Source organism: Microbacterium sp. gxy059, from assembly GCF_050958665.1.
Lineage (GTDB): Bacteria > Actinomycetota > Actinomycetes > Actinomycetales > Microbacteriaceae > Microbacterium.
Genome location: NZ_JAMXWT010000020.1, coordinates 12,237 through 37,218, shown reverse-complemented (window position 1 = coordinate 37,218; position 24,982 = coordinate 12,237). Strand labels below are relative to the sequence as shown.

Here is a 24,982-nt window from a genome sequence, read left to right as displayed (position 1 = left end):
TATCGGCGACCGGGCCCCCGCGGTCGCTCAGCGCTCGGGATCGGTTCCCCACAGCTCGGGCATGCTCGCCACGTTCGACTGGCGCCACAGGGCGTGTCGCCGGCTGAGCTCCCTCTGGTCGTCGAGGTAGTCGGCGACGCTGCGCTCCTCGACGCGCCAGCGCGCGGGCGCGCCGACGCGCACGCCGCGCAGCTCGCCCGCGCGGATGAGCGCGAGGACCTCTTCGGGCGCGATGCTCAGCAGCTCTGCGACCTGCGCAGGCGTGAGAAGGCGATCCGCGTCCGGCATACGGAGATTGTAGGTCTCCGCAGGCGTCTCCGCGTCTTCGGCGCGGGAGCGCTGTGGATAACTTCCGCGGGGGATCCCCGATGTCTGCCACGATCGCCGCATGGCCCTCTCCCGCACGCTCCGCGCCCCGCGGATCGACCTCCGCTTCGTCATCGGACTCCTCCTCGTCTGCGTCTCCGTCGCGGGCGTGTGGTGGGTCGTCCAGACGGCGCGCGTCACCCAGCCGGTACTCGTCGCCCAGCAGGCGATCGTGCCGGGTCAGACGATCACGGCGCGGCACGTGACGGCGCTCGACGCCCGTCTCGCGGAGGCCTCGGACGACTACGTCTCGCCCGAGGCGCTCGAGGAGGGGCTCGTCGCCGCGCGCACGATCCCGGCGGGCGAGCTCGTCCCCGTCTCCGCGACGACGACTCCTGAGGCGATCGACCGCGCGCGCGTCGTCGTCGAGAGCGCGCTCGAGATCCCGGGAGACGTCGACGCGGGGGCGCTCGTCGAGCTGTGGGCCGCGCCGGCCGTCTCGCCGGGCGTCTTCGACGAGCCGCAGGTCATCGTGCCTGGCGCCGTCGTGGCCGAGGTGCTCTCGTCCGACGGCATGATGGCCGCCCGCGGCTCCCGCGTCGAGCTCGTCGTCGACAGGGACCGCGTGGCGGAGGTGCTGCGGCACGCGTCGAGCGGATCGGCGCTGTCGGTCGTGCCCGTGGCCGCGGAGGGCGGGGCGCGATGAGGATCGTCCTCGCCGTCGGCGGCGCGCGTGGCGACGCCCTCGCCGAGGAGCTCGCCGACGAGGGGCTCGAGGTCGTCGCGCACGTCGAGCCGCAGGAGGTGCGCGACGCGGCGGGAGACCGCTCCGCGCGGATCCACGAGGCGCTCCGCGACGCTGACGCGCTCGTGCTGCGGGCCAGCCGGTCGGCGCTCTCCTCCGAGGTCGTCGCGATGTGCGACAGGGGGGCCGTGCGCATCGTCGCCCTCGGCGAGCGCCTCTCCGACCGGCGCGCCGCGCAGTCCTTCGGCGTCCCCGAGCCGCTCGCGCTCGACGCGTCGGGCTCCGAGATCGCCGCGTCGGCGCGCTCGCGCACGCTGGCGGCTCCCCGCGACGCCGCACCGGACGGGCGCGTGACCGTCGTCTGGGGGCCGCACGGCGCCCCGGGCCGCAGCACGCTCGCGCTCGCCCTCGCGTCCGAGCTCGCCGCCTCAGCGCGCGTCGCCGTCGTCGACGCGGACAGCCACGCGCCGGCGATCGCCCAGATGCTCGGCCTGCCCGACGAGGCGCCTGGCTTTCCCGCGGCCTGCCGACAGGCCGACTACGGGCTCCTCGACGGGCCCGAGCTGACCCGGCTCAGCACGCCCGTCGACCTCGGCGACCGCGTCGTCGAGGTGCTCACGGGCATCAACAGGCCCGCGCGGTGGCCAGAACTCGCCCACGACCGCGTGCGCCGCGTCCTGGAGGCGACGCGCGGCTGGATCGACGAGACGATCGTCGACATCGCGGCGCCGCTCGAGGCGGACGAGGAGATCGTCAGCGATCTCGACGGGCCGCGGCGCAACGCCGGCGGGCTCGCGGCGCTCGAGAGCGCGGATCGCGTGCTCGCGGTCGCCTCGGCCGATCCGGTCGGCATCGCGCGGTTCGTGCGGGGCTGGGCCGAGCTGCGCGAGCGCGCCCCGGGAGCGGAGGTGCGGGTCGTCGTGAACCGCATGCGGCAGGGGCCGTTCGGCCTCGACGCCGGGGGACAGGTCCGTCGCGCCCTCGCCCAGCTCGCGGACGTCGACGACCCCTTCCTCCTCCCGCACGACGTCCGGGCCGTCGACCGGGCGCACCTGGCGGCCGCCCCCGTCCGGCCTCAGCGGCGGCGGGCGGGGCTCGCGCACGCGGTCGCTCGGCTCGCCGCTACGCTGTAGAGCGTGTCGACCCTCAGCGATCTGCTCACCGCCCAGGGCCAGGTGGGCGAGACGGACATCGAATGGCTCCACCGCGTCCACGCCGACGGCCAGCTGCTCGCCGACCTCGCGTCGGCGGACATCGTCATCTGGGGGATGACGGCCGACGACTCGTTCCAGGCCGTCGCCCACGTGCGCCCGAGCGGCGCCGCGACGCTCTTCTACCGCGACATCGTCGGCGAGAAGGTGCGGCCCCAGTGGCAGAGCCAGGTGCGCGAGGCGTTCACGAGCAAGAGGATCGTCGACTCGTCCAGCCCCGAGTGGTTCGAGGAGACGCCGACCAGGGTGAAGGCGGTGCCGATCGTGCGCCGCGCCGCCGACGGCGCCCGCGTCATCGGCGTGCTCACCCGGCACACGAACCTCGGCGACGTGCGCGCGCCCTCGCGCCAGCAGCTCACCTTCGACGAGTGCGCCGAGGCGATCTTCGGGATGATCGCGACGGGCGACTTCCCCGACTCCTCGGCGCCGACCGGCCCGCGGCGCGGCGCGCCGCGCGCCGCCGACGGGCTGATCCGGCTCGACGTCGACGGCGTCGTCACCTTCGCCAGCCCCAACGGGCTCAGCGCGTTCAACCGCATCGGGTTCGACGAGGAGCTCGAGGGCGAGTCCCTCGGCGACGTCGCGAACGCCGTGCTGCCCGCCGAGCGCAACGCCTCGGCCGACGAGGCGTCGCTGCCCGTGCTGCTGGCGGGGAGCGCCTCCTGGCGCAGCGACGTGCAGGCCCGCGGGGTCACGCTCTCGCTGCGGGTCATCCCGCTGCGCGATCACGGCGTGCGCATCGGGGCGATCGTGCTGTGCCGCGACGTCAGCGAGCTGCGCAACCAGGAGCAGGAGCTCATCACCAAGGACGCGACGATCCGCGAGATCCACCACCGCGTCAAGAACAACCTGCAGACCGTCGCCTCCCTCCTCAGGATCCAGGCGCGGCGCACGAACAGCGACGAGGCGAGGGAGGCGCTGCTCCAGGCGATGCAGCGCGTCGCCGCGATCGCCGTCGTCCACGACACCCTCTCGGAGGGGCTCGCGCAGAACGTCGACTTCGACGAGGTCTTCACCCGGGTGCTCCGGCTCGTCGCGGAGGTCGCCGCGGCGCAGAACACCGTCGCGCACACGCGCAAGCGCGGCGAGTTCGGCACGCTGCCGAGCGAGTTCGCGACGCCGCTCGCGCTCGCGCTCACCGAGATCGTCACGAACTCCGTCGAGCACGGCCTCGCGGGCCGCGAGGGCGAGGTCGAGATCGTCGCCGAGCGCTCGGATCAGGCCATGTCGGTGCGGGTCCGCGACAACGGCGGGGGGCTCCCCGAAGGGCAGGTGGGCAGCGGCCTCGGCACGCAGATCGTGCGCACGCTCATCCAGGGCGAGCTGAGCGGCACCATCGAGTGGACCTCGATCGCGGATCAGGGCTCGCCGTTCGACGGCGGCACCGAGGTGCGGATCGACTTCCCCCTCCGCGGCACGCGGAAGGGCCGCGGCTGACGCGCCCGCACGCGAAGAGCCCCGCCTCGGCGGGGCTCTTCGCGATCGTGCGGGAGGTCAGCTCGCGCGTCGCGCGCGGGCGGCGCGGCGCTTCAGCGCCCGTCGCTCGTCCTCGCTGAGGCCGCCCCACACGCCCGAGTCCTGGCCGGTCTCGAGGGCGTACTGGAGGCAGACCTCCGTCACGGTGCACTGCGCGCACACCTGCTTCGCCTTCTCGATCTGGTCGACGGCCGGACCGGTGTTGCCCACCGGGAAGAACAGCTCGGGGTCGACGGTCAGGCAAGCGGCCTTATCGCGCCAGTCCATGCGGGGGTAGCTCCTTGCGAGGTGGGGTCTGCAGAACGTGCAGCGAGGTCGAGAGGTTCGACTACGCTGGATGTGCGACGGGGTCGTGAGACCCGACGCCCCACCACGCTGTGGGAAACACACCGTTAACAATTGTCATACAGGTGATGCCCTCTGGCAAGGGTTCTCTCGAATCCTTCAGGTTTCGCCCGATGCGGCGTGCCCGGGCAGGGCGGAGGAGGAGCAGGAATGGCGGATCGCTCTCCGGGATCGGCGCGCGCGGCCGCGACCCTCCTCTCGATCGAGGCGCTCGGCCTCGCGGCGCTCGCGATCTGGCAGGTGGTCGAGCTGATCACGGCGAAGACCACGTCGATCGCCAGCGCCATCGCGCTCGTCGTCATGACGCTCATGGCGGCCGCCGCGGTCGGCGCCTTCGCGTACGGGGTGGCCGCGGGACGGCAGTGGGGGCGGTCGGGAGGCATCGTCACGCAGGTGCTCGTCTTCGCGGTCGCGGTCGGATCCGTCACGGGCGCCTATCCGCACTGGGGGATCGCCCTCGCCCTGGCGCTTCCAGCGGTCATCGGGTTCGTGCTGATCCTCCGCGCGGCGAAGGACGCCGCGCCCCCGCGCGACGCGCGCTGATCCGCACGGTCAGAGCAGCAGGTACACGGCCCCGGCGATCGTCAGCAGGGTGACGAGGACGTCGAAGACGCGCTGGCTCATCCGCCGCAGAGCGAACCACCCGATCGCGCCTCCCGCCAGGACGGGCACGAGGAGCAGCAGGTCGAGGGCGAGCGTCGAGAGGTCGATGAGGCCGAGGCCGATCGAGAAGGGCAGCTTCGCGAGATTCAGCACGGCGAAGAACCAGGCGGCCGTGCCGAGGAACGCCTGACGGGAGAAGCGCGATGCGAGGAAGTACATCGACATCACCGGACCGCCCGCGTTCGCGACCATCGTCGTGAAGCCGCCGAGCGAGCCGTACGAGGCGGCCGCGATGTGCGAGCCCCGCGTCGTCGAACCCCTGGCGCTCGCGCGTCTCCGGTTCCAGAGGGTGAGGGCGACGAGGGCGAGGAGGATCGCGCCGATGACGCGACGCACCCCCGCGTCGTCCGCGAGGGCCAGGAACACGACCCCGACGAGGAGGCCGGCGACGACCGAGGGCGCGAGCCGGGCGAGGACGCGCCAGTCCGCGTGGCGCCGATAGAGCAGCAGCGCGAGGGCGTCGCCGACGACGAGCAGCATGAGCATCGCGCCGGTCGACTCCTTCGCCGGGAGGACGGCCGCGAACAGGGCGATGCCGAGGGTGTTGGCGCCGGGCAGCGCCGTCTTCGAGATCCCGACGGTGAGCGCGCCGACGACGAGCGCGGCCCAGGCGAGGGGCCCGAGATCGGGAAGGGTCACGACCAAGAACGCTACCGCGGTGCGGCGCGGACGCGCACCGCACCGCGGATCCGGAGGCGCCGGCTCAGGGCACGATGAGGAGCTTGCCGTGCGCGCCGCGCTCGTTGGCGGTCTGCGCGTCGCCCGCCCGCTCGAGGGGGAACGCCTCGCCGATCTCCACGTCGAGATACCCCGCCGCGATGAGGGCGAGCGACACGGGCAGCGCCTCGCGCCGCCAGGCCAGCTGCTGGGCGGTCAGCGGCTCGGGGGATCCGCCGGAGAACGCGCGGATGCCGAGCTCGGCGGCGCGGGCTCCCATGACGATCGTCGCGATCCGCGACCCGTCGTCGAGCAGCTCGAGCGAGGCGGAGAGCGCCTCGTCGGTGCCGACGCAGTCGAGGATCGCGGTCACCCCGTCCGGCGCCGCGTCGCGCACGCGCCCGACGAGTCCCTCTCCGTACCGGACCGGCTCGCCGCCCAGGTCGCGCACGCGCTCCGCGCGCGCGTCGCTCGTGGTCGCGATCACCCGCGCCCCGAAGAGCACGGCGAACTGCACCGCGAACTGCCCGACGGCGCCCGAGCCGCCGTGCACGAGCAGCGTGTCGCCGTCTCCGACGCCGAGCGAGCGCAGCGCCTGGTAGGCGGTGCCCGCGGGGATCCCGAGAGCCGCGCCCTGCGCCGCCGAGACCCCCTCCGGGCGGAGGAAGGCGCTGGCGGCGGAGACCGCGACATCGGTCGCGTAGGCGCCAGCGGCGTCGGCGAACGCGACCGGATCGCCCACGCGGAACCCGTCGACGCCGTCGCCCACGCCCGTCACCGTGCCGGCGCCGTCCGCGCCCGTGCGGTGCGGGGCCCTGTCCGGATCGAGCGGGCGCACGCCGGAGCGCAGCTTGCGGTCGAGCGGGTTGACGCCCGCGGCCTCCACGCGGACGGTGATCTCTCCGGGGCCCGCGACCGGGTCGGGGATCTCGTCGACGCGGAGCACCTCGGGTCCGCCGATCTCAGGGAAACGCACTGCCTTGGCCATGGGATCCACGTTACGGGGTCCGCTGACCCCCTGGCGCTACTGCTTCAGGCGCACGAGGCGCTCGTGTCCCGACGCCTCCAGCTCGGCGAGGTCGGATCGGGAGGCGAGGAAGTCGTTGAAGGAGCGGTAGCCGAGCGCCTTCTCGCTGAACGACGGATCCATGCGGCGGATGTGCTGCTTCACGGCCGACGTGTAGAGCCAGCCCTGTTCGTCGCCCTTGCTCTGTCCGACGCGCAGCGCGCGCTCGAGGAGCCGGGTCGCGACCGCGTGCAGGTCCTCGGGCGGGGTGTCCTCGAACGTCGGGGTCTCGTCGTCGGCGACGGGAGCGGGGGACGGGGCGGGCTCGGCCGGCGGATCGGCCTTCTTCGCGCTCTTCCTCGGCTCCTGCTTCGCGGCCGGCGTGCGGGCGCCCTCACGCTTCTCTCGGGGGATCTCGGGGACGCCGGGCAGCGTGTCGTACGGCTCGAACTCGTCGCACGCGGCGGCGAGCGACTTGGCGGTCGACCCCGCGACGCCCACGCCGATGACGAGGCGCCCGAGGCGGCGGCAGCGCTGCGCGAGGGGGACGTAGTCGCTGTCGCCCGCGACGATCGCGATGTGCGTGAGGTCGGACAGCCGGAACATGTCCTCGACCGCGTCGACGGCCAGGCGGATGTCCGCGCCGTTCTTGGCGTAGGCCGCGGCGGGGAACAGCTGCACGAGGTCGACGGCGCGCGCCACGAGCTGCCGCCGGTAAATGGCGTTCACGGGCGAGGACCAGTCGGCGTAGGCGCGCGTGAGCACGAGCGTGCCGTAGCTCGCCGCGAAGTCGAGGATCGCGCCGACGTCGACCGTCGCCGCGGCGAGCCGCTCCGCGATCTCCGGATCCGTGGGATCCTCCGCGATGCGGGAGCGGTCGCGGCTGTACGAGTTCCGGCCGTGCACGCGGTCGTACCAGCTCATCACGATGTTGTCGAAATCCAGGTACACGGCCACGCGGCCGTCGTCGTGCTCCATCGGTCTCCTTCTTCTGGTGCTCTGCGAGCCTACGCGCCGCGGGATGTCATTCGCCCGGGTAGGCGAGGCCGATCTGCCGGCGCACCTCGTCGAGCGCGCCCATGATCGCGACGGACTCGGCGATCGGCAGCTCCTCGGGGTCCAGGCGGCCGGAGGCGACCTCGCGCTCGGCGGCGAGCGCCTGGAACTGCATGCCGCGGCCGGGGACGTCGCCCCCTCCGCGCTCGACGACCGCGCCGTCGGTCGCCGTGACCGTGAACGTGGTCGGGGCGTACCAGACGCGGTCGATGTCGATGCGCCCCGTCGTGCCCACGATGTGCGCGGTGTCGGGTCCCGCGCCGCGCGAGGAGGACACGGTGGAGGAGAGCGCGCCGGAGGCGTGTGTCATGAGCGTCGCGACCTCGGTGTCGGCGCCCGTGGATCCCATGCGGGCGACGGCCCGCACCGTCTCGGCGGGGCCGAGGACGTCCCAGGCGAACGACACGGGGTAGATCGCGAGGTCGAGCAGCGCGCCGCCGCCGAGCTCGAGCGCGTTGATGCGGTGCGCGGGATCCGTCGGGAGGGACTGCGTGTGGTCGGCCCACACCGTGCGCACCTCGCCGATCGCGCCGGAGCGCACGATCTCGCGGATGCGCCGCATGTGCGGCAGATAGCGGGTCCACATCGCCTCCATGACGAGGAGGCCCCGCTCGGCGGCGAGGCTCTGCAGGCGCAGGGCCTCTTCCTGGCTGACGGTGAAGGCCTTCTCGACGAGGACGTGCTTGCCCGCCTCCAGCGCGAGCGCCGCGTTCGCCGCGTGCAGGGGATGCGGGGTCGCGACGTAGACGATGTCGACCTCGGGGTCGGCGACGAGCTCCTCGTAGGATCCGTGTGCGCGGGGGATGCCGAACTCGTCCGCGAAGCGCCGGGCGGACGCTGCGGAGCGCGACCCCACGGCGCGGACGTCCCTTCCCGCCGTCCGCAGGTCGCTCGCGAAGGCGTGCGCGATGCCGCCCGTGGCCAGGATCCCCCATCGAAGGCTCATGGGTCGAGCCTAGAGCCCGCGGCGGGGAGCGGCGACTCGCCGAGACGCCGAGAGGGCCCGGCCCCGCGGAACGGGGTCGGGCCCTCTCGGGCGCCTGCGGGTCAGAACGCGTCGAGCGCCGCGTTGAGCGTCGCGGAGGGGCGCATGACCGCCGTCGTCTTCGCGTCGTCGGGGCGGTAGTAGCCGCCGATGTCTGCCGGCTTCCCCTGCACCGACACCAGCTCGGCGACGATCTTCTCCTCGTCGGCCGCGAGGCGGTCGGCGAGCGGGCGGAACGCCGCGGCGAGCTCGGCGTCGTCCGACTGCGCGGCGAGCTCCTGGGCCCAGTAGAGGCCGAGGTAGAAGTGCGAGCCGCGGTTGTCGATCGTGCCGAGCTTGCGGCCGGGCGAGCGGTCGTTCTCGAGGAAGGCGGCGGTGGCCGCGTCGAGCGTCGTCGCGAGGACCTTCGCCTTCGCGTTGTCGGTCGTCTGCGCGAGGTGCTCGAACGAGGCGGCCAGCGCGAAGAACTCGCCCAGCGAGTCCCAGCGCAGGTAGTCCTCCTCGACGAGCTGCTGGACGTGCTTCGGGGCGGAGCCGCCCGCGCCCGTCTCGAAGAGGCCGCCGCCCGCCATCAGCGGCACGATCGAGAGCATCTTCGCCGACGTGCCCACCTCGAGGATGGGGAACAGGTCGGTGTTGTAGTCGCGCAGCACGTTGCCCGTCACCGAGATCGTGTCCTCGCCGCGGCGGATGCGCTCGAGCGAGAAGCGCGTCGCGTCGGCCGGAGCCATGATCCGGATGTCGAGGCCGGTCGTGTCGTGCTCGGCGAGGTACTCGTTCACCTTCGCGATGAGGTTCGCGTCGTGCGCGCGCTTCTCGTCGAGCCAGAACACGGCGGGCGTGTCCGACAGGCGCGCGCGGGTGACGGCGAGCTTCACCCAGTCGCGGATCGGCGCGTCCTTCGTCTGGCAGGCGCGCCAGATGTCGCCCTGCTCCACGGCGTGCTCGAGGACGACATCGCCGGCGCCGTTCACGACGCGGACCGTGCCGCTCTCCGCGAGCTCGAAGGTCTTGTCGTGCGAGCCGTACTCCTCGGCCTTCTGCGCCATCAGGCCGACGTTCGGGACGGTGCCCATCGTCGCGGGGTCGAGCTTGCCGTTGGCCCTGCAGTCGTCGATCGTCGCCTGGTAGACGCCGGCGTACGACGAGTCGGGGATGACGGCGAGGGCGTCGGCCTCCTCGCCGTCCGGACCCCACATGTGCCCGCCGATGCGGATCATCGCGGGCATCGAGGCGTCGATGATGATGTCGCTCGGCACGTGCAGGCCCGTGATGCCCTTGTCGCTGTTGACCATCGCGAGGGCGGGTCCGTCGGCGATGCAGGCGTCGAAGGCCGCGCGGATCTCCGTGCCGTTCTCGAGCTGGTCGAGGCCCGCGTAGATGGCGCCGAGGCCGTCGTTCGCCGAGAGGCCGGCGGCCCGGAGCTCGGCGCCGTGCTTCTCGAACGCCGGCGCGAAGAACGCGCGCACGACGTGGCCGAAGATGATCGGGTCGCTGACCTTCATCATCGTGGCCTTGAGGTGGGCGGAGAAGAGGACGCCCTCGGCCTTGGCCTGGCGCACGGCGTCGGCGAGGAACGCGTCGAGCGCCTTCGCGCTCATGAAGGTCGCGTCGACGACCTCGCCCGCGAGGACGGGGAGCGACTCCTTCAGCACGCGCACGTCGCCGTCGGCGGTGACGAGCTCGATGCGCAGCGTGTCGTCGGCGGGGGAGACGAAGGACTTCTCGTTCGAGAAGAAGTCGTTCTCGCCCATCGTCGCGACGCGGGTCTTCGACTCCGCGCTCCAGTCGCCCATGCGGTGCGGGTGCGCCTTCGCGTACGCCTTCACGGCGCCGGGCGCGCGGCGGTCGCTGTTGCCCTGACGCAGCACGGGGTTCACGGCCGAGCCCTTGACGCGGTCGTAGCGGGCCGCGATCTCCCGCTCCTCGTCGGTCTGCGGATCCTCGGGCAGGTCGGGCACGTCGAAGCCCTTCTGGCGCAGCTCGGCGATGGCGGCCTTGAGCTGGGGGATCGACGCCGAGATGTTCGGCAGCTTGATGATGTTCGCGGAGGGGTCGTTCGCGAGCTCGCCGAGCTCGGCGAGGGCGTCGCCGACGCGCTGGTCGTCCGCGAGGCGCTCGGGGAACTGCGCGAGGATGCGGCCCGCGAGCGAGATGTCGCGGGTCTCGAACTCGACGCCGGCCTTCTTCGCGTACGCCTCGATGAGGGGCAGCAGCGAGTAGGTCGCCAGCAGCGGCGCCTCGTCGGTGTGCGTGTAGATGATCTTGGACATGCGTGCCTGCGCTCCAGAGGTCGGGGATGTGCCGGGCGGAAGCCCCGAGCGAGCCGGGGATCTCTCGACATCAAGATACCTGACGCGGGGCGACGGCCCCGCGTGTCCCATCCTCGCGCCGGGGCGCGCGGGCGGCAAGCGCGGGCGGGTCAGCGGGCGGGAGCCGCGTCGAGGATCCCCTCGACGAGGAAGGGACTGAGGGTGCGCGCCCACGTCGCCGTGAGGTGCCCCGCGGCGTCGCGGTACACCCGCACGCCGCCGATGATCGCCGGGCACGAGCCGTCCGCACAGTAGAGGTCGGTGAGGTCGACGACCGGGGCGCCGACCTCCTCCGCCGCCTCGGCGACGGCGTCGCCGTGCCCGCGCGCGGTCTCCCACGGGGTCGCGCAGGGGTCGTCGGGGGCGACGCCGACGCGCGTCGCGCAGGCGACCGCCTCCTCGCTCGCGAGGGGGTTGTCGGCGATGACGACGACCTCGGTGCCCGCCTCCCGGATCCGCTGGATCGGCCCGACCGACCGCGCCGGATCGGCGTCGTCGGCGCGCGTGGCGGTCGCGATGACGAGGTCGTAGTCTCCCGACTCCAGGCGCGTGGTGATGTCGGGGCGCGCGACGTCGCAGTCGGTGCGGGCGCCGGCCTGGTCGATGAGGCGGCAGCCGCGGCCCGTGAAGACGTCGAGCGACCAGCCGAGCGACGCGAGCTGGGGGCGCAGTGCGGGCAGCAGGGACGCCGCGTGGCTGTCGCCGACGAGCGCGACCCGGAGGGCGTCCTCGCTCTCGTCGCCCTCGCGGCACTCGCGCATCGGCTCGTCGGCGAGGGTGTAGCAGTCGAAGGCTCCGGCGGTGTCGTCCGGCGTCTCCTCGGCGGCGGGAGCGAGAGCGTCGGGCACGACGCCCGCGCACGCCTCGCGGTGGGCCGACCAGGCGGCGCCCCAGCACTCGTCCGGGGAGATGTCGGCGTCCGGCTCCGCGTCCGGCTCGACGACGCGCACGTCGGGGACGTCCGCGACGGGAGCGCGGGTCGCGCTCGCCCCGGCGTACGCCGCGCCGCCCGCCACGGCGATGAGCGCGATGGCGGCGGTCGTCGGGATCCAGGCGCGGCTCGGACCGACGATCCGGCCCTCCCTCCGGCGGAACCACGCGGCGTGCCGCGCGGGATCCTCGATCCAGCGGTAGCTGGCGGCCGAGAGCACGAGGGTCAGGAGGAGCGCCGCGGCGATGTAGCGCTTCGACCCCTGGGGCAGGACGGCGAGCAGCAGGATCGCGACGGGGAAGTGCCAGAGATAGAGGCTGTAGGAGACGTCGCCGATCCACGTCGAGACGCGGTTGGTCAGGATCCACGGCGCGCGGTATCCGTCCAGGTCGTCGCCCGTGCCGGCGAGCACGACGAGGCAGGTGCTCACGACGGGCAGGAGGGCGAGGGGCGCCGGCCAGAGGGGGGACTCCGCGGAGATCGCGAGGACCGAGACCGCGATGCCCGCGAGCCCGCCCCACGCGAGGAGGCGCCGGAGCGGGCGGGCGAGGGCGACGCGCGGCAGGAAGGCGAGGAGGGCGCCGAGGCCGAGCTCCCAGGCGCGGGAGAGGGTCGAGAAGTACGCGAACTCGGGGTTCTGGCGGGTCTCGACGAGCGCCCAGGCGAAGGAGCAGACGATGATCGCGACGATGGCGATCGCGGCGGCCCGGCGCACGCGCGGGAAGGCCCAGCTCGTCCAGCGCGCGGCGAGGACGACGATGAGCAGCATCACCCAGGGCCAGACGAGGTAGAACTGCTCCTCGACCCCGAGCGACCAGAAGTGCTGCACGGGCGAGGGCGGCGTGCCCTGCTGGAAGTAGTCGACGCCCTGGTGGGCGAACCGCCAGTTGCCGACGAAGAGCGCGCTGAACACGACGTCGCCCGCCACCCGCCTGGCCTCGCCGCCGCCGAGCAGCGCCGCGGAGAACACAGCGGAGAAGAACAGGACCGTGATCGCCGCGGGCAGGATCCGCTTCGCGCGGCGCTCGTAGAAGCGCGAGAACGAGATGCGGCCGGTCTTCTCCACCTCGCGCAGCAGCAGCCCGGTGATGAGGAAGCCGGAGAGCACGAAGAACACGTCGACGCCCACGAAGCCGCCGTGCGGCCAGCCGATCACGTGATCCGCGATGACGACGAGCACCGCGACCATCCGCAGCCCCTGGATGTCGAGGCGGGGCGCGCGGCGCGCGGGAGGCGGAGGGGAGGCGGACATCGTCACGAGCGTAGCGACGCGCGTCTGGGATCCCGCCGCCCGGCGCGGCTCATCCCGCGAGGGCCTTCGCGACGCGCTGCACGGAGACCGTCTCGGCGGTGCCGAGACGCTGGGCGAACAGTCCCACGCGCAGCTCCTCGAGCAGCCAGCGCGCGCGGACGAGGGGCGCGGGCGCGTCGAGGGGCAGGGGGATGCGTCCGCCGGCGTCGGAGAACGCCGTCGCGGCGCGCTCGAACTCGGTCATCCAGGCGCGGTCGCGCCCCGGGTTGTCGGGGAGCGCCTCGAGGCGGAGGCGGATCCCCTCCAGATAGCGCGGCAGGTGCCGGAGCCGGTCGAGCCCGGTCGCGAGCACGAACCCGGGATGCACGAGCCCGTCGAGCTGCTGGCGGGCGTCGCCCAGCGGTCCGAGCAGCGCGATCGAGTTGGCCGCCTTCAGCGCGCGTTCGACGGAGCGCGCGGCGGCGAGGATCTTCGCGGTGAGCGAGACCGCGTCGAACACGCCGTCGACCGACACGGCGCGCACCCGCTCCCGCAGCGCGTCGAACGCGGCGCGGTCGCGGACAGGGGCCGCGTCGGCGATCGCCTGGTCGGCGACGGCCGCGCGGCAGTCCTCGATGACGGCCTTCGGCGATGGGTAGGGGGACGCCGCGAGGGCGAGCTTCTCCTGCGCCGTGAGGTGCTCCTGGATGTAGGAGACGGGGGAGGGGACGGTGAGGAGAAGGAGCCTCCTGAGGCCCGCCCGGGTCTCCCGCGCGGCCTGCTCGGCGGTCGTCTCGACGCGGACGGCGACGGAGGATCCCTCGTCGACGAGCGCGGGATAGCCGCGCACGACACCGCCCGCGACGCGGGTGTCGATCGCCTCGGGCAGATCGCCGAACGACCAGTCGACGAGGCCCTGCTGCTCGAGCCGCGGGCGGGCGGCCTGGGCTGCAACGCGATCCGGGCCCTGCGGCTCCGCGGAGCGGGAGCGGTCGATCTGCCGCGCCACCTGCGCGCGGGCGCGATCCGACAGCCGCTCCTGCAGCGCGGCGAGGTCCCGCCCGGAGGCGACGGCGCGACCGCGGTGATCGACGGCGCGGAACGACATCCTGAGGTGCGCAGGCACGCGCTCCATGTCGAAGTCGGCGGGGGAGACGGGCTGGTGCGCCTGGCGCTGCACGAGGCGCGCGAGGGCGGCGGCGAGCGGCTGATCCGGGCGCCCCGCGTGGTCCTCCGGCCCCGAGCCCGCGAGCTCGGCGGAGAGCTTCTCGGCCCAGTCGGCCGCGGGCACGACGTGCCGTCGGATCGCCTTCGGCAGCGCCTTGAGCAGCGCCGTGATGAGCTCGTCGCGCATGCCGGGCACCTGCCAGTCGAAGCCCGCCGGGTCGAGGGAGGCGAGCAGCTCCAGCGGCACGACGACGGTCACGCCGTCGTCGGGCGCGCCCGGCTCGAACCGATAGGCGAGGTGCAGCGTCTGGTCGCCCTGCGTCCACCGCGTCGGGAAGTCGCGCGCGTCGGCCGTCGCCTCGCCGCCGACGAGGTCGGCCTCGCGCATCGTGAGGCGATCGGGCTCGGACGAGAGGGCGTCGCGCCACCACGCCTCGAAGCTGCGCACGTCGAACACGTCGGCGGGCACGCGCGCGTCGTAGAACGCGAAGACGGCCTCGTCTCCCACGAGGATGTCGCGTCGGCGCTCCCGCTCCTCGAGCTTCTCGAGGCGGCGGCGCAGATCGGCGTTCTGCCTGAGGAACCGGGTGACGGGCTTCGACAGGCGCGACGGATCCCACTCGCCCTCCACGAGGGCGTGGCGCACGAACATCTCGCGGGCGGCGGCGCGGTCGATCCGAGCGAACTGCACGCGGCGCGCGGAGACGATCTCGACGCCGAACAGCGTGACCTTCTCGGAGGCCACGGCGGCGCCCGCGTCCTTCGACCAGCGGGGCTCGGAGATCTGCCGGCGCACGAGGTCGCCGGCCAGCTGCTCGGCCCAGGACGGATCGATCGCGGCGACCGTGCGGGCGAACAGGCGCGACGTCTCGACGAGCTCGGCCGCCATCACGGCGCGCGGCTTCTGCTTCCTCAGCCCGGATCCGGGGAAGACCTGGAACGACACGCCCCGTGCGCCGCGATAGGTCGCCCCGCGCGCGCCGCGCCCGCGGTCGCCCTTCTTCGCCTCGCGCTCGTCGAGCACGCCGATCTGCGACAGGAGACCGGAGAGGAGGGCGCGATGGATGGCGTCGCTCGTCTCGCCCGCGGGCGCGCTCCGCGCCTCCTCGCCGCGTCGGCGGCCTCCTCCGCGGCCCAGATCGCGGGTGAGCGAGCGCAGCTGGCGGTGCACGTCGAACCACTCGCGCACGCGCACGTAGTTGAGGAACTCGGAGCGGACGAGGCGGCGGAAGGCGCTCGACCCCAGCTCCCGCTGCCTCTCCCGCAGGTGGTTCCAGAGGTTCAGCAGCGTGAGGAAGTCGCTCGTCGGGTCGACGAACCGCGCGTGCGCCTGATCGGCCTGCTCGCGCTGCTCCTCCGGGCGCTCGCGGACGTCCTGGATCGACAGGCCGGCGACGATCGCGAGCACGTCGTCTGTCGTCCCCGTGCGCGCCGCCTCCACGAGCATCCGCGCGAAGCGGGGGTCGATCGGCAGGCGGGCGATCTCGCGACCCGTGCGGGTGAGCCGCGGATCCCCGCCCGAGCGGCCGAGCGAGACGGCGCCGAGCTCGACGAGCAGGTCGAGCGCGGCCTTCACGCCGCGGGAGTCGGGAGGGGTGAGGAACGGGAACGCCGCGACGTCTCCGAAGCCGAGCGACAGCATCTGCAGCATCACCGAGGCGAGCGAGGTGCGGAGGATCTCGGGATCGGTGTACTCGGGGCGCCGCACGAAGTCGTCGTGCGAGAACAGGCGGATCGCGATGCCGGAGCTCGTGCGTCCGGCGCGGCCGGAGCGCTGCTGCGCGGAGGCCTGCGAGACGGGCTCGATGGGCAGGCGCTGCACCTTCGCGCGGTTCGAGAAGCGCGAGATGCGCGCGGTGCCGGCGTCGACGACGTACTTGATGCCCGGCACCGTGAGCGACGTCTCGGCGACGTTCGTCGCGAGCACGATCCGGCGACGCAGGCCGGCGACGCGGGAGCGCTCGAACACGCGGTGCTGCTCGGCGGCGCTGAGGCGCCCGTAGAGGGGCAGCACCTCGACGGGGGCGGCGGGGTTCGAGAAGGCTCCGCGCACCGCGTCGGCGGCGTCGCGGATCTCCGCCTCGCCCGGCAGGAACACGAGCACGTCTCCCGGCGCCTCGCGGTCGAGCTCCTTCAGCGCCTGGACGATCGCCGAGACCTCGTCGTCGACCGCGTAGGGGTGCTCGTCGACGTCAGGGTCGGCCTCCTCGCCGTCGGCGGCGTCGGCGACGAGGGGGCGGTAGCGGATCTCGACCGGGTACGTGCGGCCGGACACCTCGACGATCGGCGCGGGATCGCCGTTCGGCTCGGAGAAGTGGGCCGCGAACGACTCCGGGTCGATCGTCGCCGAGGTGATGACGATCTTCAGGTCGGGCCGCTCGGGCATGAGGCGCCGGAGGTACCCCAGCAGGAAGTCGACGTTGAGGGAGCGCTCGTGGGCCTCGTCGACGATGATCGTGTCGTAGCGGCGCAGGAGCCGGTCGCGGTGGATCTCGTTGAGGAGGATCCCGTCGGTCATGAGCGCGACGCGCGTCTCGTCCGACACCTCGTCGGTGAAGCGCACCTTGTATCCGACGAGCCCGCCGAGCTCGACCTGCATCTCCTCCGCGACGCGCTCGGCGATCGTCCGGGCCGCGAGGCGACGCGGCTGCGTGTGGGCGATCGAGGAGCGGCCGAGCTCGAGCGCGATCTTCGGCAGCTGGGTGGTCTTGCCCGACCCGGTCGCGCCGGCCACGATGACCACCTGGTGGTCGCGGATCGCGGAGGCGATCTCGTCCCGCGCGGCGCTGACGGGCAGCTCGGCGGGATAGGAGATGACGGGGGAGGCGGAAGACATAGCCCTCCAGCTTACCGCCACCGCGGGCTCGTACGATCGGCGCATGCCCTCGTCCCGCCGCGCGCTCACTCCGCTCGAGCGCCGCATCGACGCGTGGGCCCATGCGCGCCTCGCGCGGCTGTCGGACGCCTCCGGTCCCCGCCGCGCCGCGATCGAGTTCGTCGTCTTCGTCCTGAAGCAGGCGTGGGCGTGCGTGTTCGGCGCCCTCATGCTGGCCGCGCTCGTGGCCGCGCGCCTCTGGTATCCGGACGACGCCGCGATCGCCCGCAGCGATGCGCTCGTGATCGCGGCCGTCGGGATCCAGGCGGCGATGCTGCTCTTCCGGCTCGAGTCGCTGCGCGAGGCGGGAGCGATCCTCCTGTTCCACGTCGTCGGCACCGCGATGGAGGTGTTCAAGACCGACGTCGGCTCGTGGGCGTACGAGGGCGACGGGCTGCTGCGGATCGGCGGCGTTCCCCTCTACACGGGGTTCATGTACGCGGCCGTCGGCTCCTACATGATGCGGGTCTTCCGGCTGTTCGAGCTGCGCTTCGAGAGGTACCCGCCGCTCGGGGCGACGGTCGCGCTCGCCGCGGCGGTCTACGTCAACTTCTTCTCGCACCACTTCCTGCCGGACGCGCGGTGGATCCTCGTCGCCGCCGTCGTCCTGCTGTACGCCCGGTGCACGATGAGCTTCCGCAACCACGCCGATCGCGCGGTGCGGCGGATGCCGATCCTCGTCGCGTTCACGGGCGTCGCGTTCTTCCTCTGGATCGCCGAGAACATCGGCACGGCGGCCGGCGCGTGGATCTACCCGAGCCAGGAGGACGGCTGGCATCCCGTGTCGCTGTCGAAGCTCGTCTCGTGGTTCCTGCTGATGATGATCTCGGTCGTGCTCGTGACGGTCGTCTCGCGCCCCGAGCCGCCCTCGTCATCCGATGACGCGATCGGAGCCGGGGGCGCGCGGCGTGGCTAGGCTGACGGCATGACCGTTCCCACCCTGACCCTCAACTCCGGATACGACATCCCGCAGCTCGGCTTCGGCGTGTTCCTCGTGCCCGCCGACGAGGCCGAGAAGGCCGTCTCGGAGGCGCTCGAGGTCGGCTACCGCCACATCGACACCGCCGCGATCTACAAGAACGAGGAGGGCGTCGGCGCCGCGATCGCGAAGAGCGGCATCGCGCGCGACGAGCTGTTCGTCACCACCAAGCTGTGGAACGACCGCCAGGCGGGCGAGGAGCCCCACGACGCGATCCGCGAGAGCCTCGACAAGCTCGGGCTCGAGTACGTCGACCTCTACCTCACGCACTGGCCGACGCCCGCGCACGACACCTACTCGCACGCCTGGCAGAAGCTCATCGAGATCCGCGACGCCGGGCTGTCGCGCTCGATCGGCGTCTCGAACCACCTGCCGGAGCACCTCGACCGCATCGTGAAGGACACGGGCGTCGTGCCCGCCGTCGACCAGATCGAGCTGCACCCCGCCTACCAGCAGGCCGACGTGCTCGCCTGGGCCGCCGAGCACGGCACGAAGATCGAGTCGTGGGGTCCGCTCGGCCAGGGCAAGTACCCGCTGTTCGAGAACCCCGCGGTCGCCCAGGCCGCCGAGGCGCACGGCGTCTCGCCCGCGCAGGTCGTCATCCGCTGGCACCTGCAGCGCGGCTTCGTGGTCTTCCCGAAGTCGGTGCGCCGCGAGCGCATGCAGCAGAACCTCGACGTCTTCGGCTTCGAGCTGACGGACGCCGAGGTCGCGGCCATCGACGCGATCGACCCGGGCGACGGGTCGGGGCGCGTGGGGTCGCACCCGCTCGAGTTCAACTGATCCGACGACCGAGAGCGGCGGGCGCCCTGCGGCGCCCGCCGCTCTCGGCGTCTACAGGTACCAGGTGGGCAGCCAGAGGTGCGCGCGGTACAGGAGGAACGGCAGCGGGGATCCCGTCGCGAACGGGAGGAAGAAGAGCCCCACCGCGAACGCGAGCACCGTGACGACGACGACCGTCTGCCGCCACGCGGCGGTGCGGTCCTTCGCCTCCCTCGCCGCCCATTCGACCTCGGCGGGGGAGGGATCCGGCAGCAGCACCGGCTCGCGCGCCCGCCACAGGTGCTGCAGCACGACGACGAGCGCGAGGATCGCGTAGGGCAGCATCGCGACCGCGTAGAAGAAGAACGTCGTCCGGCTCGGGTAGAGCAGCCAGGGGGCGAACGTCGCGGCGACGCCGAGCAGGACGAAGGCGGCGCGCCCGTCGAGGCGCGTCCTGCGGACAGCCTGGCGGAGGAGTCGCACGACGAGCCAGACGACGGCGATCATCGACAGCCACCAGACGAGCGGATTCGGCAGCGCCGCGACGACGCTCACGCAGCTCTCGCCGAGCGCGCACGACGGCTGCTCCGAACGCGACATGAGCGTGGGATGCACCAGCAGCGGCCACTCCCACGCCGGGCTCTGATAGGTGTGCGGCGACTGGACCCCGACGTGGAACCGGTAGACCGCCCGCTGGTAGTCCCAGAGCGCGAGGAGGGGGTTCGCGGATCCGTCCCTCCCGTATCCGCCCGAGGTCGCGAGCCAGCCCGTCCAGGTCGCGAGGTAGGCGAGGAAGGCCGGCGGCACGAGGAGCGCGAAGGTCGCGGGGCCCTGCCGGCCGATCGCCGAGGGGGCCCACGCGCGCACGCCCGCGCGCCTCCGATCGAGCGCGTCGGCGACGACGAGCGCGACGCCCAGCACCGCGAGGGCGTAGAGCGCCGACCACTTCACGCTCGCGGCGCAGCCGAGCGTCAGCCCCGCGGCGACGATCCAGGGGCGCCGCCACACGACCGGCCCGGCGACGCGATCCCGCTGGGCGCCCGAGGCGATCCGCGCCGTCGTGCCCGGCCGGTCGAGCAGCGCGAACCAGAGGGCGAGCAGGACGAGGAACGACAGGGGCGTGTCGAGCAGCGCGATGCGGCTCATCGAGATGCCGAGGCCGTCGAGCGCGAGCAGTCCGCCGGCGAGCCCCGCGAAGGCGACGGATCCGGTGATCCGGCGCGCGACGGCGTACAGCAGCGGGACGAGGGCCGCGCCGATGAGCGCCGTCGAGATGCGCCATCCCCACGCCGTCTCCGGTCCGAGCGCGGCGAGGCCGAGCGCGATGAGCCACTTGCCGAACGGCGGATGCGCGACGAAGGAGCCCTCCGGCGAGAGGGCCCCCACGTCGCCGGCCTCGAACGCCGCGTCGCCGTCGTCGGGCCAGGAGCCCTCGTACCCGAGCGTCAGCACCGACCAGGCGTCCTTGACGTAGTAGGTCTCGTCGAAGAGCAGCTCGTGCGGCCGGGAGAGGCCGGCGAGGCGCAGGGCGAGGGCGACGAGCGTCAGACCGACGGGGACCGCCCAGCGCGCGACCCGCGCACGGCGGATGGTCGCGGCGGGGCGGGAGCTCATAGTCCCTCACCCTACGGTTGAGACATGATCATCCTCGCGGCCACCCCGATCGGAAACCTCGGCGACGCCTCGGCGCGCCTCGTGGAGGCCCTCGGCCAGGCGACGACGGTCGCGGCCGAGGACACCCGCACGACGCTGCGCCTGCTCGCCGCGCTGGGCATCGACAACAGGCCGCGCCTGATCGCGCTGCACGACCACAACGAGAAGCAGCGCGCCGCCGAGATCGTCGGGATCGCGCGCGACGAGGACGTCCTCGTCCTGAGCGACGCCGGCATGCCGACGGTGAGCGACCCCGGCTACGGGCTCGTCGCGGAGGCCGCTCGTGCGGGCGTCGAGGTCACCGCGATCCCGGGCCCGAGCGCCGTCCTCACCGCGCTCGCGGTCTCGGGCCTGCCGACCGACCGCTTCTCGTTCGAGGGGTTCGTCCCGCGGAAGCCAGGGGAGCGCCGGCGCTCGCTCGCCGCGCTCGCGGCGGATCCGCGCACGCTCGTGTTCTTCGACGCGCCGAGCCGCGTCGCCCAGACGCTCGTCGACATGGCGGGCGCCTTCGGCGGAACCCGCCGGGCCGCCGTCGCGCGGGAGCTCACGAAGCTGCACGAGGAGGTGCGCCGCGGGACGCTCGACGAGCTCGCGGCCTGGGCGGAGGACGGAGTGCGCGGCGAGCTCGCGATCGTGGTGGCCGGCTCCGAGGGCGGCGCCGTCCCGCTCGCCGACGCCGTGCGTCAGGTTGGCGAGCTCGTCGCGTCCGGCGTGCGCACCAAGGACGCGGCGCGCGAGGTGGCCGAGGCGACGGGGCATCCGTCGCGCGAGCTGTACCAGGCCGCGCTCGCCGCGAAGGGCTGACCTCAGGCGCTGTCGGCGGGGCTCGAGAGGCTGCCGTCGCCCTGCACCTCGTGCCAGACGCCGCGCATGTGCGTGCGGGAGAGCATCTCGGCCTCCTCGGCGTCGCCCGCGCGGATCGCGGCGGCCACCCGGGTGTGATCCTCGAGGGTGCCGGGCGCGGGGACGACGGGGTGGAGGCCGAGCCGGCTGCGCCCGCGCAGCAGCGCGCCGACCGGCGTCTGCAGGGCGACGATCTGAGGGTTGCCGCTCGCGCGCAGGAGGAGCGCGTGGAACGCGACATCGGCGTCGAGGAACTCCTCCGAGGTCCCGAGCCCGCGCCGGCCGAGGCCGACGAGCACCTCGGCGAGGCGGGTGAGCTCGGCGCGCTCGGCGGCGCTCGCGCGCTGGGCCGCGAGGCGCGCGGCCATGGGCTCGACGGCGACGCGCAGCTCCATGAGCGCCTCCAGCTGCTGCTGGCGGAACGGGCCCTGGAGGTTCCAGGCGAGCAGCTGCGGCGAGAAGGCGTCCCAGCGCTCCCGGGGCTGCACGGTGATGCCGACCCGGCGGCGGGAGGAGACGAGGCCGATGCTCTCGAGCACGCGCACGGCCTCGCGGACGACGGTGCGGGAGGCCTGGTGCTCGGCCTCGAGCTGCGCCAGGGTGAGAACCGAGCCCGGAGGGATCCTGCCCGCGGCGATGGCGCCGCCGAGCGCATCGACGATGTCCTCGTGCAGCCCCGTTGCCATCGGTCCCCCTTCGACGTCGAATAGTGATACCTTATCGTGTCAATAAGTAATACCTTTGAGGCGGGTCGACGGCTGACCTGCGGATGACGCCTCAGATTTCAACGGAGAAAAACCATGGCTGAAGAGTGGACTCAGACACTCGGAGCGGGGCCCCTGCTGGGGATCGCCGCCGGAGCGGTCGTCCTGATCCTGTTCCTCGTGATCAAGGTGAGGCTGCACGCGTTCCTCACCCTGATCCTCGTCTCGCTCCTGACCGCGATCGCGACCGGCATCCCCGCGGGCGACATCGTCGGCGTGCTCGTCGGCGGGTTCGGCGGCACGCTCGGCAACGTCGCGCTCCTCATCGGACTCGGCGCGATCCTCGGCCGGCTCATCGAGTCGTCCGGCGGCGCGAAGGCGGTCGCCGACTCGATGGTGCGGGTGTTCGGCGAGAAGCGCGCCGCCTTCGCCCTCGGCCTCACCTCGCTGCTGCTCGGCTTCCCGATCTTCTTCGACGCCGGCCTCATCGTGATGCTGCCCATCATCTTCGCGGTCGCACGGCGCATCGGCGGCAAGAACCTGCTCCTCTACGGGTACTCGGGAGCCGCGGCCTTCTCGGTCATGCACGTGTTCCTGCCGCCCCACCCCGGGCCCGTCGCGGCCAGCGAGTTCTTCGAGGCGAACCTCGGGATCGTGCTGCTCGTCGGCATCGTCATCGCGTTCCCGACCTGGTACGTCTCCGGCTACCTGTGGGCGAAGTTCGTCAACTCTCGCTACCCGATGATCGTCCCGTCGCTGTTCGGCGGCAAGGACGACGACCTTCCCCAGAACCCGCCGAAGACGAGCACGGTCGCGTGGATCCTCGCGCTGCCGCTGCTGCTGATCTTCCTCAACACGGGCCTCGACGCGCTGCGCTCGATCGGGGTCGTCGACGCCGACGAGCTGTGGGTCCAGTCGCTCACGCTCATCGGGACCGCGCCCGTCGCCCTGCTCATCACGGTGCTCGTCGCCCTGCTCGTGCTCGGCCGCTTCCGCGGCGAGAACGGCTCGGCGCTCGAGAAGCTGGTGGAGGGCACGCTCGGCCCGGTGGCCTCGGTCATCCTCATCACCGGCGCGGGCGGCATGTTCGGCGGCGTGCTGCGCGAGTCCGGCATCGGCGACGCGCTCTCGGGCTCGCTCGCCGACCTGGGCCTCCCCGTCATCTTCGCCGCGTACGTGATCGCCGTGATCCTCCGCGTCGCGCAGGGGTCGGCCACGGTCGCCCTCGTCACGACCGCCGGCCTCATCGCCCCCGCGGTGACGGCGGGCGACTTCAGCATGGTGCAGGTCGCGGCCATCACGCTCGCGGCGGCGGCGGGCTCCGTGTTCGCGAGCCACGTCAACGACTCGGGCTTCTGGCTCGTCGGCCGGCTCATGAACATGGACGTGAAGACCACGCTGAAGACGTGGACGGTGCAGCAGGCGATCGAGTCGGTCGTCGGATTCGCCCTCGTCCTCGTGATCTACGCGATCTTCTGACCCGCACCGCACCGACCACGGCACCCGACGACCCCTGGGGGAAGAGATGAGCGCTCGCGACATCGTCATCGGCATCGACATGGGCACCACGGCGACGAAAGTCGTCGCCTACCGGGCGGACGGCGCGCTCGCCGCGTCGGCCTCGCACGGCTATCCGCTCGAGGAGCCCCTCCAGGGGCACGCCGAGCAGGATCCGGAGCTCATCCTCGACGCCGTCCTCCGGGGCGTCCGCGAGGTCGTCGAGGCGTGCGGCGCGGACCGGATCGCCGGGCTGTCGTTCTCGTCGGCGCTGCACAGCCTCATGGCGCTCGACGAGGACGGCCGCCCGCTGACCCGCGTCGTCACCTGGGCGGACACGCGGGCGACCGAGCAGGCGGGCCGGGTGCGCGCCTCGGGATCGGGGCTCGCGCTGCACCGCCGCACGGGCACGCCCGTGCACCCGATGTCGCCGCTCGCGAAGCTCGTGTGGTTCCGCGAGCAGGAGCCGGAGCTGCACGCGCGCGCCGCGAGGTGGGCCGGCATCAAGGACTGGGTGCTGCTGCGCATGTGCGGCGAGCTCGTCGTCGATCACTCCCTCGCGTCCGCGTCGGGCCTCATGGACATCCACCGGCTGGAGTGGGATCCGGAGGCGCTCGAGATCGCCGGGATCGATGAGGGGCGCCTGCCCCGGCTCGTCCGCACGCGCGACGTGCTGCCGGGCCTCACGGCGGAGACGGCCGAGGCGACGGGGCTCGACGCCGCGACGCCCGTCGTCGCGGGCGCGGGCGACGGCCCGCTCGCGAACCTCGGCGTCGGCGCCGTGCAGCACGGCGTCGCGGCCTGCTCGGTCGGCACGAGCGGCGCGCTGCGCGTGAGCGTCGACCGGCCGTCGGTCGACGAGCACGGCGGCGTGTTCTGCTACGCCCTCACCGAGGACCGCTGGGTGATCGGCGGCGCGATCAACAACGGCGGCGTCGTGCTCGACTGGGTGCGCGCCGAGGTCACGGCCGGGGAGGCCGGGCTGTCGACCGCCCAGCTGCTCGACGAGGCGGTGACGGTGCCCGCGGGATCCGGGGGGCTGCTCATGCTGCCGTACCTCCTCGGCGAGCGCGCGCCCCGGTGGAGCGGCGGGGAGCGCGGCGCGTACGTCGGTCTCACCCGCGCGCACACCCGCGCCCACCTCGTGCGCGCCGCCGTCGAGGGCGTGGCGCTGCAGCTCACCCTCGTGCTGCGCTCCATGCGGTCAGCCGGCATCGACATCGAGGAGATCCGGGCGACGGGCGGCGTCATGAAGCACCCCATCTGGCGCCAGACGCTCGCCGACGCCTTCTCGCACCCCATCGGCATGCCGGAGGGGCAGGAGGGATCCGGCTTCGGCGCCGCGCTGCTCGGCATGGAGGCGCTCGGGCTCATCGAGTCGATCGACGTGGCGGCAGACCTCGTGCCGGTGCGCGACACGATCACCCCGCAGGAGCACGACGCGCAGATCTACGCTGAGCTGCGTCCGGTGTTCGAGCGGGTGTCGGCCGCGCTGCTGCCGGCGGACATCGTCCTCCAGGAGCTGCAGACGCGGCTCTCGCTCTGGCGTTAGCGGGCCGGCGAGCCGAACGGGCAGAA

General features: G+C 73.2%; 20 protein-coding genes. 9 read left to right on the top strand and 11 right to left on the bottom strand.

What is annotated here, in order from left to right; genetic code table 11:
* Positions 1-27: 27 nt before the first annotated feature.
* Positions 28-288, bottom strand: a complete 261-nt coding sequence (locus NHL53_RS11590) for a helix-turn-helix domain-containing protein (RefSeq protein WP_433777022.1) — start codon at positions 286-288, stop codon at positions 28-30.
* 100 nt (positions 289-388) lie between these two features.
* On the opposite strand from NHL53_RS11590, the gene NHL53_RS11585 reads away from it, so the two are divergent.
* From NHL53_RS11585 to NHL53_RS11575, 3 genes are read left to right on the top strand one after another with little or no spacing between them, the layout of a single operon-like run.
* The gene (locus NHL53_RS11585) at positions 389-1,012 is read left to right on the top strand and encodes an SAF domain-containing protein (RefSeq protein WP_433777021.1); all 624 of its coding nucleotides are present in this window, start codon (positions 389-391) and stop codon (positions 1,010-1,012) included.
* Positions 1,009-2,184 (top strand): AAA family ATPase, encoded by a 1,176-nt coding sequence (locus NHL53_RS11580; RefSeq protein WP_433777020.1) that lies wholly within the window; start codon positions 1,009-1,011, stop codon positions 2,182-2,184. The genes NHL53_RS11585 and NHL53_RS11580 overlap by 4 nt, the downstream gene beginning before the upstream one ends.
* A gap of 3 nt (positions 2,185-2,187) precedes the next feature.
* Positions 2,188-3,699, top strand: a complete 1,512-nt coding sequence (locus tag NHL53_RS11575; RefSeq protein WP_433777019.1) for a sensor histidine kinase — start codon at positions 2,188-2,190, stop codon at positions 3,697-3,699.
* Between the two features lie 57 nt (positions 3,700-3,756).
* Here the strand turns inward: NHL53_RS11575 and NHL53_RS11570 are convergent, their stop codons facing one another.
* Complete coding sequence (locus tag NHL53_RS11570; RefSeq protein ID WP_433777018.1) at positions 3,757-4,005, bottom strand: WhiB family transcriptional regulator; 249 nt, start codon at positions 4,003-4,005, stop codon at positions 3,757-3,759.
* 228 nt (positions 4,006-4,233) lie between these two features.
* Between NHL53_RS11570 and NHL53_RS11565 the strand changes: the two genes are divergently transcribed.
* Positions 4,234-4,626 carry a histidine kinase gene (locus NHL53_RS11565; protein WP_433777017.1) on the top strand — a complete coding sequence of 131 codons (393 nt, stop codon included), beginning with the start codon at positions 4,234-4,236 and terminating at the stop codon, positions 4,624-4,626.
* A gap of 9 nt (positions 4,627-4,635) precedes the next feature.
* Here the strand turns inward: NHL53_RS11565 and NHL53_RS11560 are convergent, their stop codons facing one another.
* From NHL53_RS11560 to hrpA, 7 genes are all read right to left on the bottom strand, one after another.
* Complete coding sequence (locus NHL53_RS11560) at positions 4,636-5,391, bottom strand: TSUP family transporter (RefSeq protein WP_433777016.1); 756 nt, start codon at positions 5,389-5,391, stop codon at positions 4,636-4,638.
* Positions 5,392-5,449: 58 nt separating this feature from the next.
* A complete protein-coding gene (locus tag NHL53_RS11555) occupies positions 5,450-6,391 on the bottom strand; it encodes a quinone oxidoreductase family protein (RefSeq protein WP_433777015.1) in 942 nt (313 codons plus the stop codon).
* A 36-nt stretch (positions 6,392-6,427) separates the two neighbouring features.
* On the bottom strand, positions 6,428-7,387 hold the full coding sequence (locus NHL53_RS11550; protein WP_433777014.1) for an NYN domain-containing protein: 960 nt from the start codon (positions 7,385-7,387) through the stop codon (positions 6,428-6,430).
* Between the two features lie 46 nt (positions 7,388-7,433).
* Positions 7,434-8,411, bottom strand: a complete 978-nt coding sequence (locus NHL53_RS11545) for a Gfo/Idh/MocA family protein (RefSeq protein WP_433777013.1) — start codon at positions 8,409-8,411, stop codon at positions 7,434-7,436.
* Positions 8,412-8,512: 101 nt separating this feature from the next.
* The gene (locus tag NHL53_RS11540) at positions 8,513-10,723 is read right to left on the bottom strand and encodes an NADP-dependent isocitrate dehydrogenase (protein WP_433777012.1); all 2,211 of its coding nucleotides are present in this window, start codon (positions 10,721-10,723) and stop codon (positions 8,513-8,515) included.
* Positions 10,724-10,872: 149 nt separating this feature from the next.
* Positions 10,873-12,945, bottom strand: coding sequence for an acyltransferase family protein (locus tag NHL53_RS11535; RefSeq protein ID WP_433777011.1), 2,073 nt, complete (start codon positions 12,943-12,945; stop codon positions 10,873-10,875).
* Positions 12,946-12,994: 49 nt separating this feature from the next.
* Positions 12,995-16,972, bottom strand: a complete 3,978-nt coding sequence (gene hrpA / locus NHL53_RS11530) for an ATP-dependent RNA helicase HrpA (RefSeq protein ID WP_433777010.1) — start codon at positions 16,970-16,972, stop codon at positions 12,995-12,997.
* Here hrpA and NHL53_RS11525 point away from each other — a divergent pair.
* The gene (locus NHL53_RS11525) at positions 16,971-17,882 is read left to right on the top strand and encodes a DUF817 domain-containing protein (protein WP_433777009.1); all 912 of its coding nucleotides are present in this window, start codon (positions 16,971-16,973) and stop codon (positions 17,880-17,882) included. The genes hrpA and NHL53_RS11525 overlap by 2 nt on opposite strands.
* A gap of 9 nt (positions 17,883-17,891) precedes the next feature.
* On the top strand, positions 17,892-18,728 hold the full coding sequence (locus NHL53_RS11520) for an aldo/keto reductase (protein WP_433777008.1): 837 nt from the start codon (positions 17,892-17,894) through the stop codon (positions 18,726-18,728).
* 51 nt (positions 18,729-18,779) lie between these two features.
* Here the strand turns inward: NHL53_RS11520 and NHL53_RS11515 are convergent, their stop codons facing one another.
* Positions 18,780-20,321, bottom strand: coding sequence for a dolichyl-phosphate-mannose--protein mannosyltransferase (locus NHL53_RS11515; RefSeq protein ID WP_433777007.1), 1,542 nt, complete (start codon positions 20,319-20,321; stop codon positions 18,780-18,782).
* A gap of 24 nt (positions 20,322-20,345) precedes the next feature.
* Between NHL53_RS11515 and rsmI the strand changes: the two genes are divergently transcribed.
* Complete coding sequence (gene rsmI / locus NHL53_RS11510; protein WP_433777006.1) at positions 20,346-21,164, top strand: 16S rRNA (cytidine(1402)-2'-O)-methyltransferase; 819 nt, start codon at positions 20,346-20,348, stop codon at positions 21,162-21,164.
* 2 nt (positions 21,165-21,166) lie between these two features.
* Here rsmI and NHL53_RS11505 read toward each other — a convergent pair whose 3' ends face one another.
* Complete coding sequence (locus tag NHL53_RS11505) at positions 21,167-21,889, bottom strand: FadR/GntR family transcriptional regulator (RefSeq protein WP_433777005.1); 723 nt, start codon at positions 21,887-21,889, stop codon at positions 21,167-21,169.
* Positions 21,890-22,003: 114 nt separating this feature from the next.
* Here NHL53_RS11505 and NHL53_RS11500 point away from each other — a divergent pair, with 114 nt between their 5' ends.
* Both NHL53_RS11500 and NHL53_RS11495 read left to right on the top strand, forming a co-directional pair.
* The gene (locus tag NHL53_RS11500; protein ID WP_433777004.1) at positions 22,004-23,386 is read left to right on the top strand and encodes a GntP family permease; all 1,383 of its coding nucleotides are present in this window, start codon (positions 22,004-22,006) and stop codon (positions 23,384-23,386) included.
* A 46-nt stretch (positions 23,387-23,432) separates the two neighbouring features.
* Complete coding sequence (locus tag NHL53_RS11495; protein ID WP_433777003.1) at positions 23,433-24,956, top strand: gluconokinase; 1,524 nt, start codon at positions 23,433-23,435, stop codon at positions 24,954-24,956.
* Positions 24,957-24,982 lie beyond the last annotated feature (26 nt).

What these genes read in the sequence shown, in the direction of transcription:
- NHL53_RS11590 (WP_433777022.1), bottom strand. Translation starts at nt 288, where the DNA reads ATGCCGGACGCGGATCGCCTTCTCACGCCTGCGCAGGTCGCAGAGCTG.
- NHL53_RS11585 (WP_433777021.1), top strand. Translation starts at nt 389, where the DNA reads ATGGCCCTCTCCCGCACGCTCCGCGCCCCGCGGATCGACCTCCGCTTC.
- NHL53_RS11580 (WP_433777020.1), top strand. Translation starts at nt 1,009, where the DNA reads ATGAGGATCGTCCTCGCCGTCGGCGGCGCGCGTGGCGACGCCCTCGCC.
- NHL53_RS11570 (WP_433777018.1), bottom strand. Translation starts at nt 4,005, where the DNA reads ATGGACTGGCGCGATAAGGCCGCTTGCCTGACCGTCGACCCCGAGCTG.
- NHL53_RS11565 (WP_433777017.1), top strand. Translation starts at nt 4,234, where the DNA reads ATGGCGGATCGCTCTCCGGGATCGGCGCGCGCGGCCGCGACCCTCCTC.
- NHL53_RS11555 (WP_433777015.1), bottom strand. Translation starts at nt 6,391, where the DNA reads ATGGCCAAGGCAGTGCGTTTCCCTGAGATCGGCGGACCCGAGGTGCTC.
- NHL53_RS11550 (WP_433777014.1), bottom strand. Translation starts at nt 7,387, where the DNA reads ATGGAGCACGACGACGGCCGCGTGGCCGTGTACCTGGATTTCGACAAC.
- NHL53_RS11545 (WP_433777013.1), bottom strand. Translation starts at nt 8,411, where the DNA reads ATGAGCCTTCGATGGGGGATCCTGGCCACGGGCGGCATCGCGCACGCC.
- NHL53_RS11540 (WP_433777012.1), bottom strand. Translation starts at nt 10,723, where the DNA reads ATGTCCAAGATCATCTACACGCACACCGACGAGGCGCCGCTGCTGGCG.
- NHL53_RS11535 (WP_433777011.1), bottom strand. Translation starts at nt 12,945, where the DNA reads ATGTCCGCCTCCCCTCCGCCTCCCGCGCGCCGCGCGCCCCGCCTCGAC.
- NHL53_RS11525 (WP_433777009.1), top strand. Translation starts at nt 16,971, where the DNA reads ATGCCCTCGTCCCGCCGCGCGCTCACTCCGCTCGAGCGCCGCATCGAC.
- hrpA (WP_433777010.1), bottom strand. Translation starts at nt 16,972, where the DNA reads ATGCGCCGATCGTACGAGCCCGCGGTGGCGGTAAGCTGGAGGGCTATG.
- NHL53_RS11520 (WP_433777008.1), top strand. Translation starts at nt 17,892, where the DNA reads ATGACCGTTCCCACCCTGACCCTCAACTCCGGATACGACATCCCGCAG.
- NHL53_RS11515 (WP_433777007.1), bottom strand. Translation starts at nt 20,321, where the DNA reads ATGAGCTCCCGCCCCGCCGCGACCATCCGCCGTGCGCGGGTCGCGCGC.
- rsmI (WP_433777006.1), top strand. Translation starts at nt 20,346, where the DNA reads ATGATCATCCTCGCGGCCACCCCGATCGGAAACCTCGGCGACGCCTCG.
- NHL53_RS11505 (WP_433777005.1), bottom strand. Translation starts at nt 21,889, where the DNA reads ATGGCAACGGGGCTGCACGAGGACATCGTCGATGCGCTCGGCGGCGCC.
- NHL53_RS11500 (WP_433777004.1), top strand. Translation starts at nt 22,004, where the DNA reads ATGGCTGAAGAGTGGACTCAGACACTCGGAGCGGGGCCCCTGCTGGGG.
- NHL53_RS11495 (WP_433777003.1), top strand. Translation starts at nt 23,433, where the DNA reads ATGAGCGCTCGCGACATCGTCATCGGCATCGACATGGGCACCACGGCG.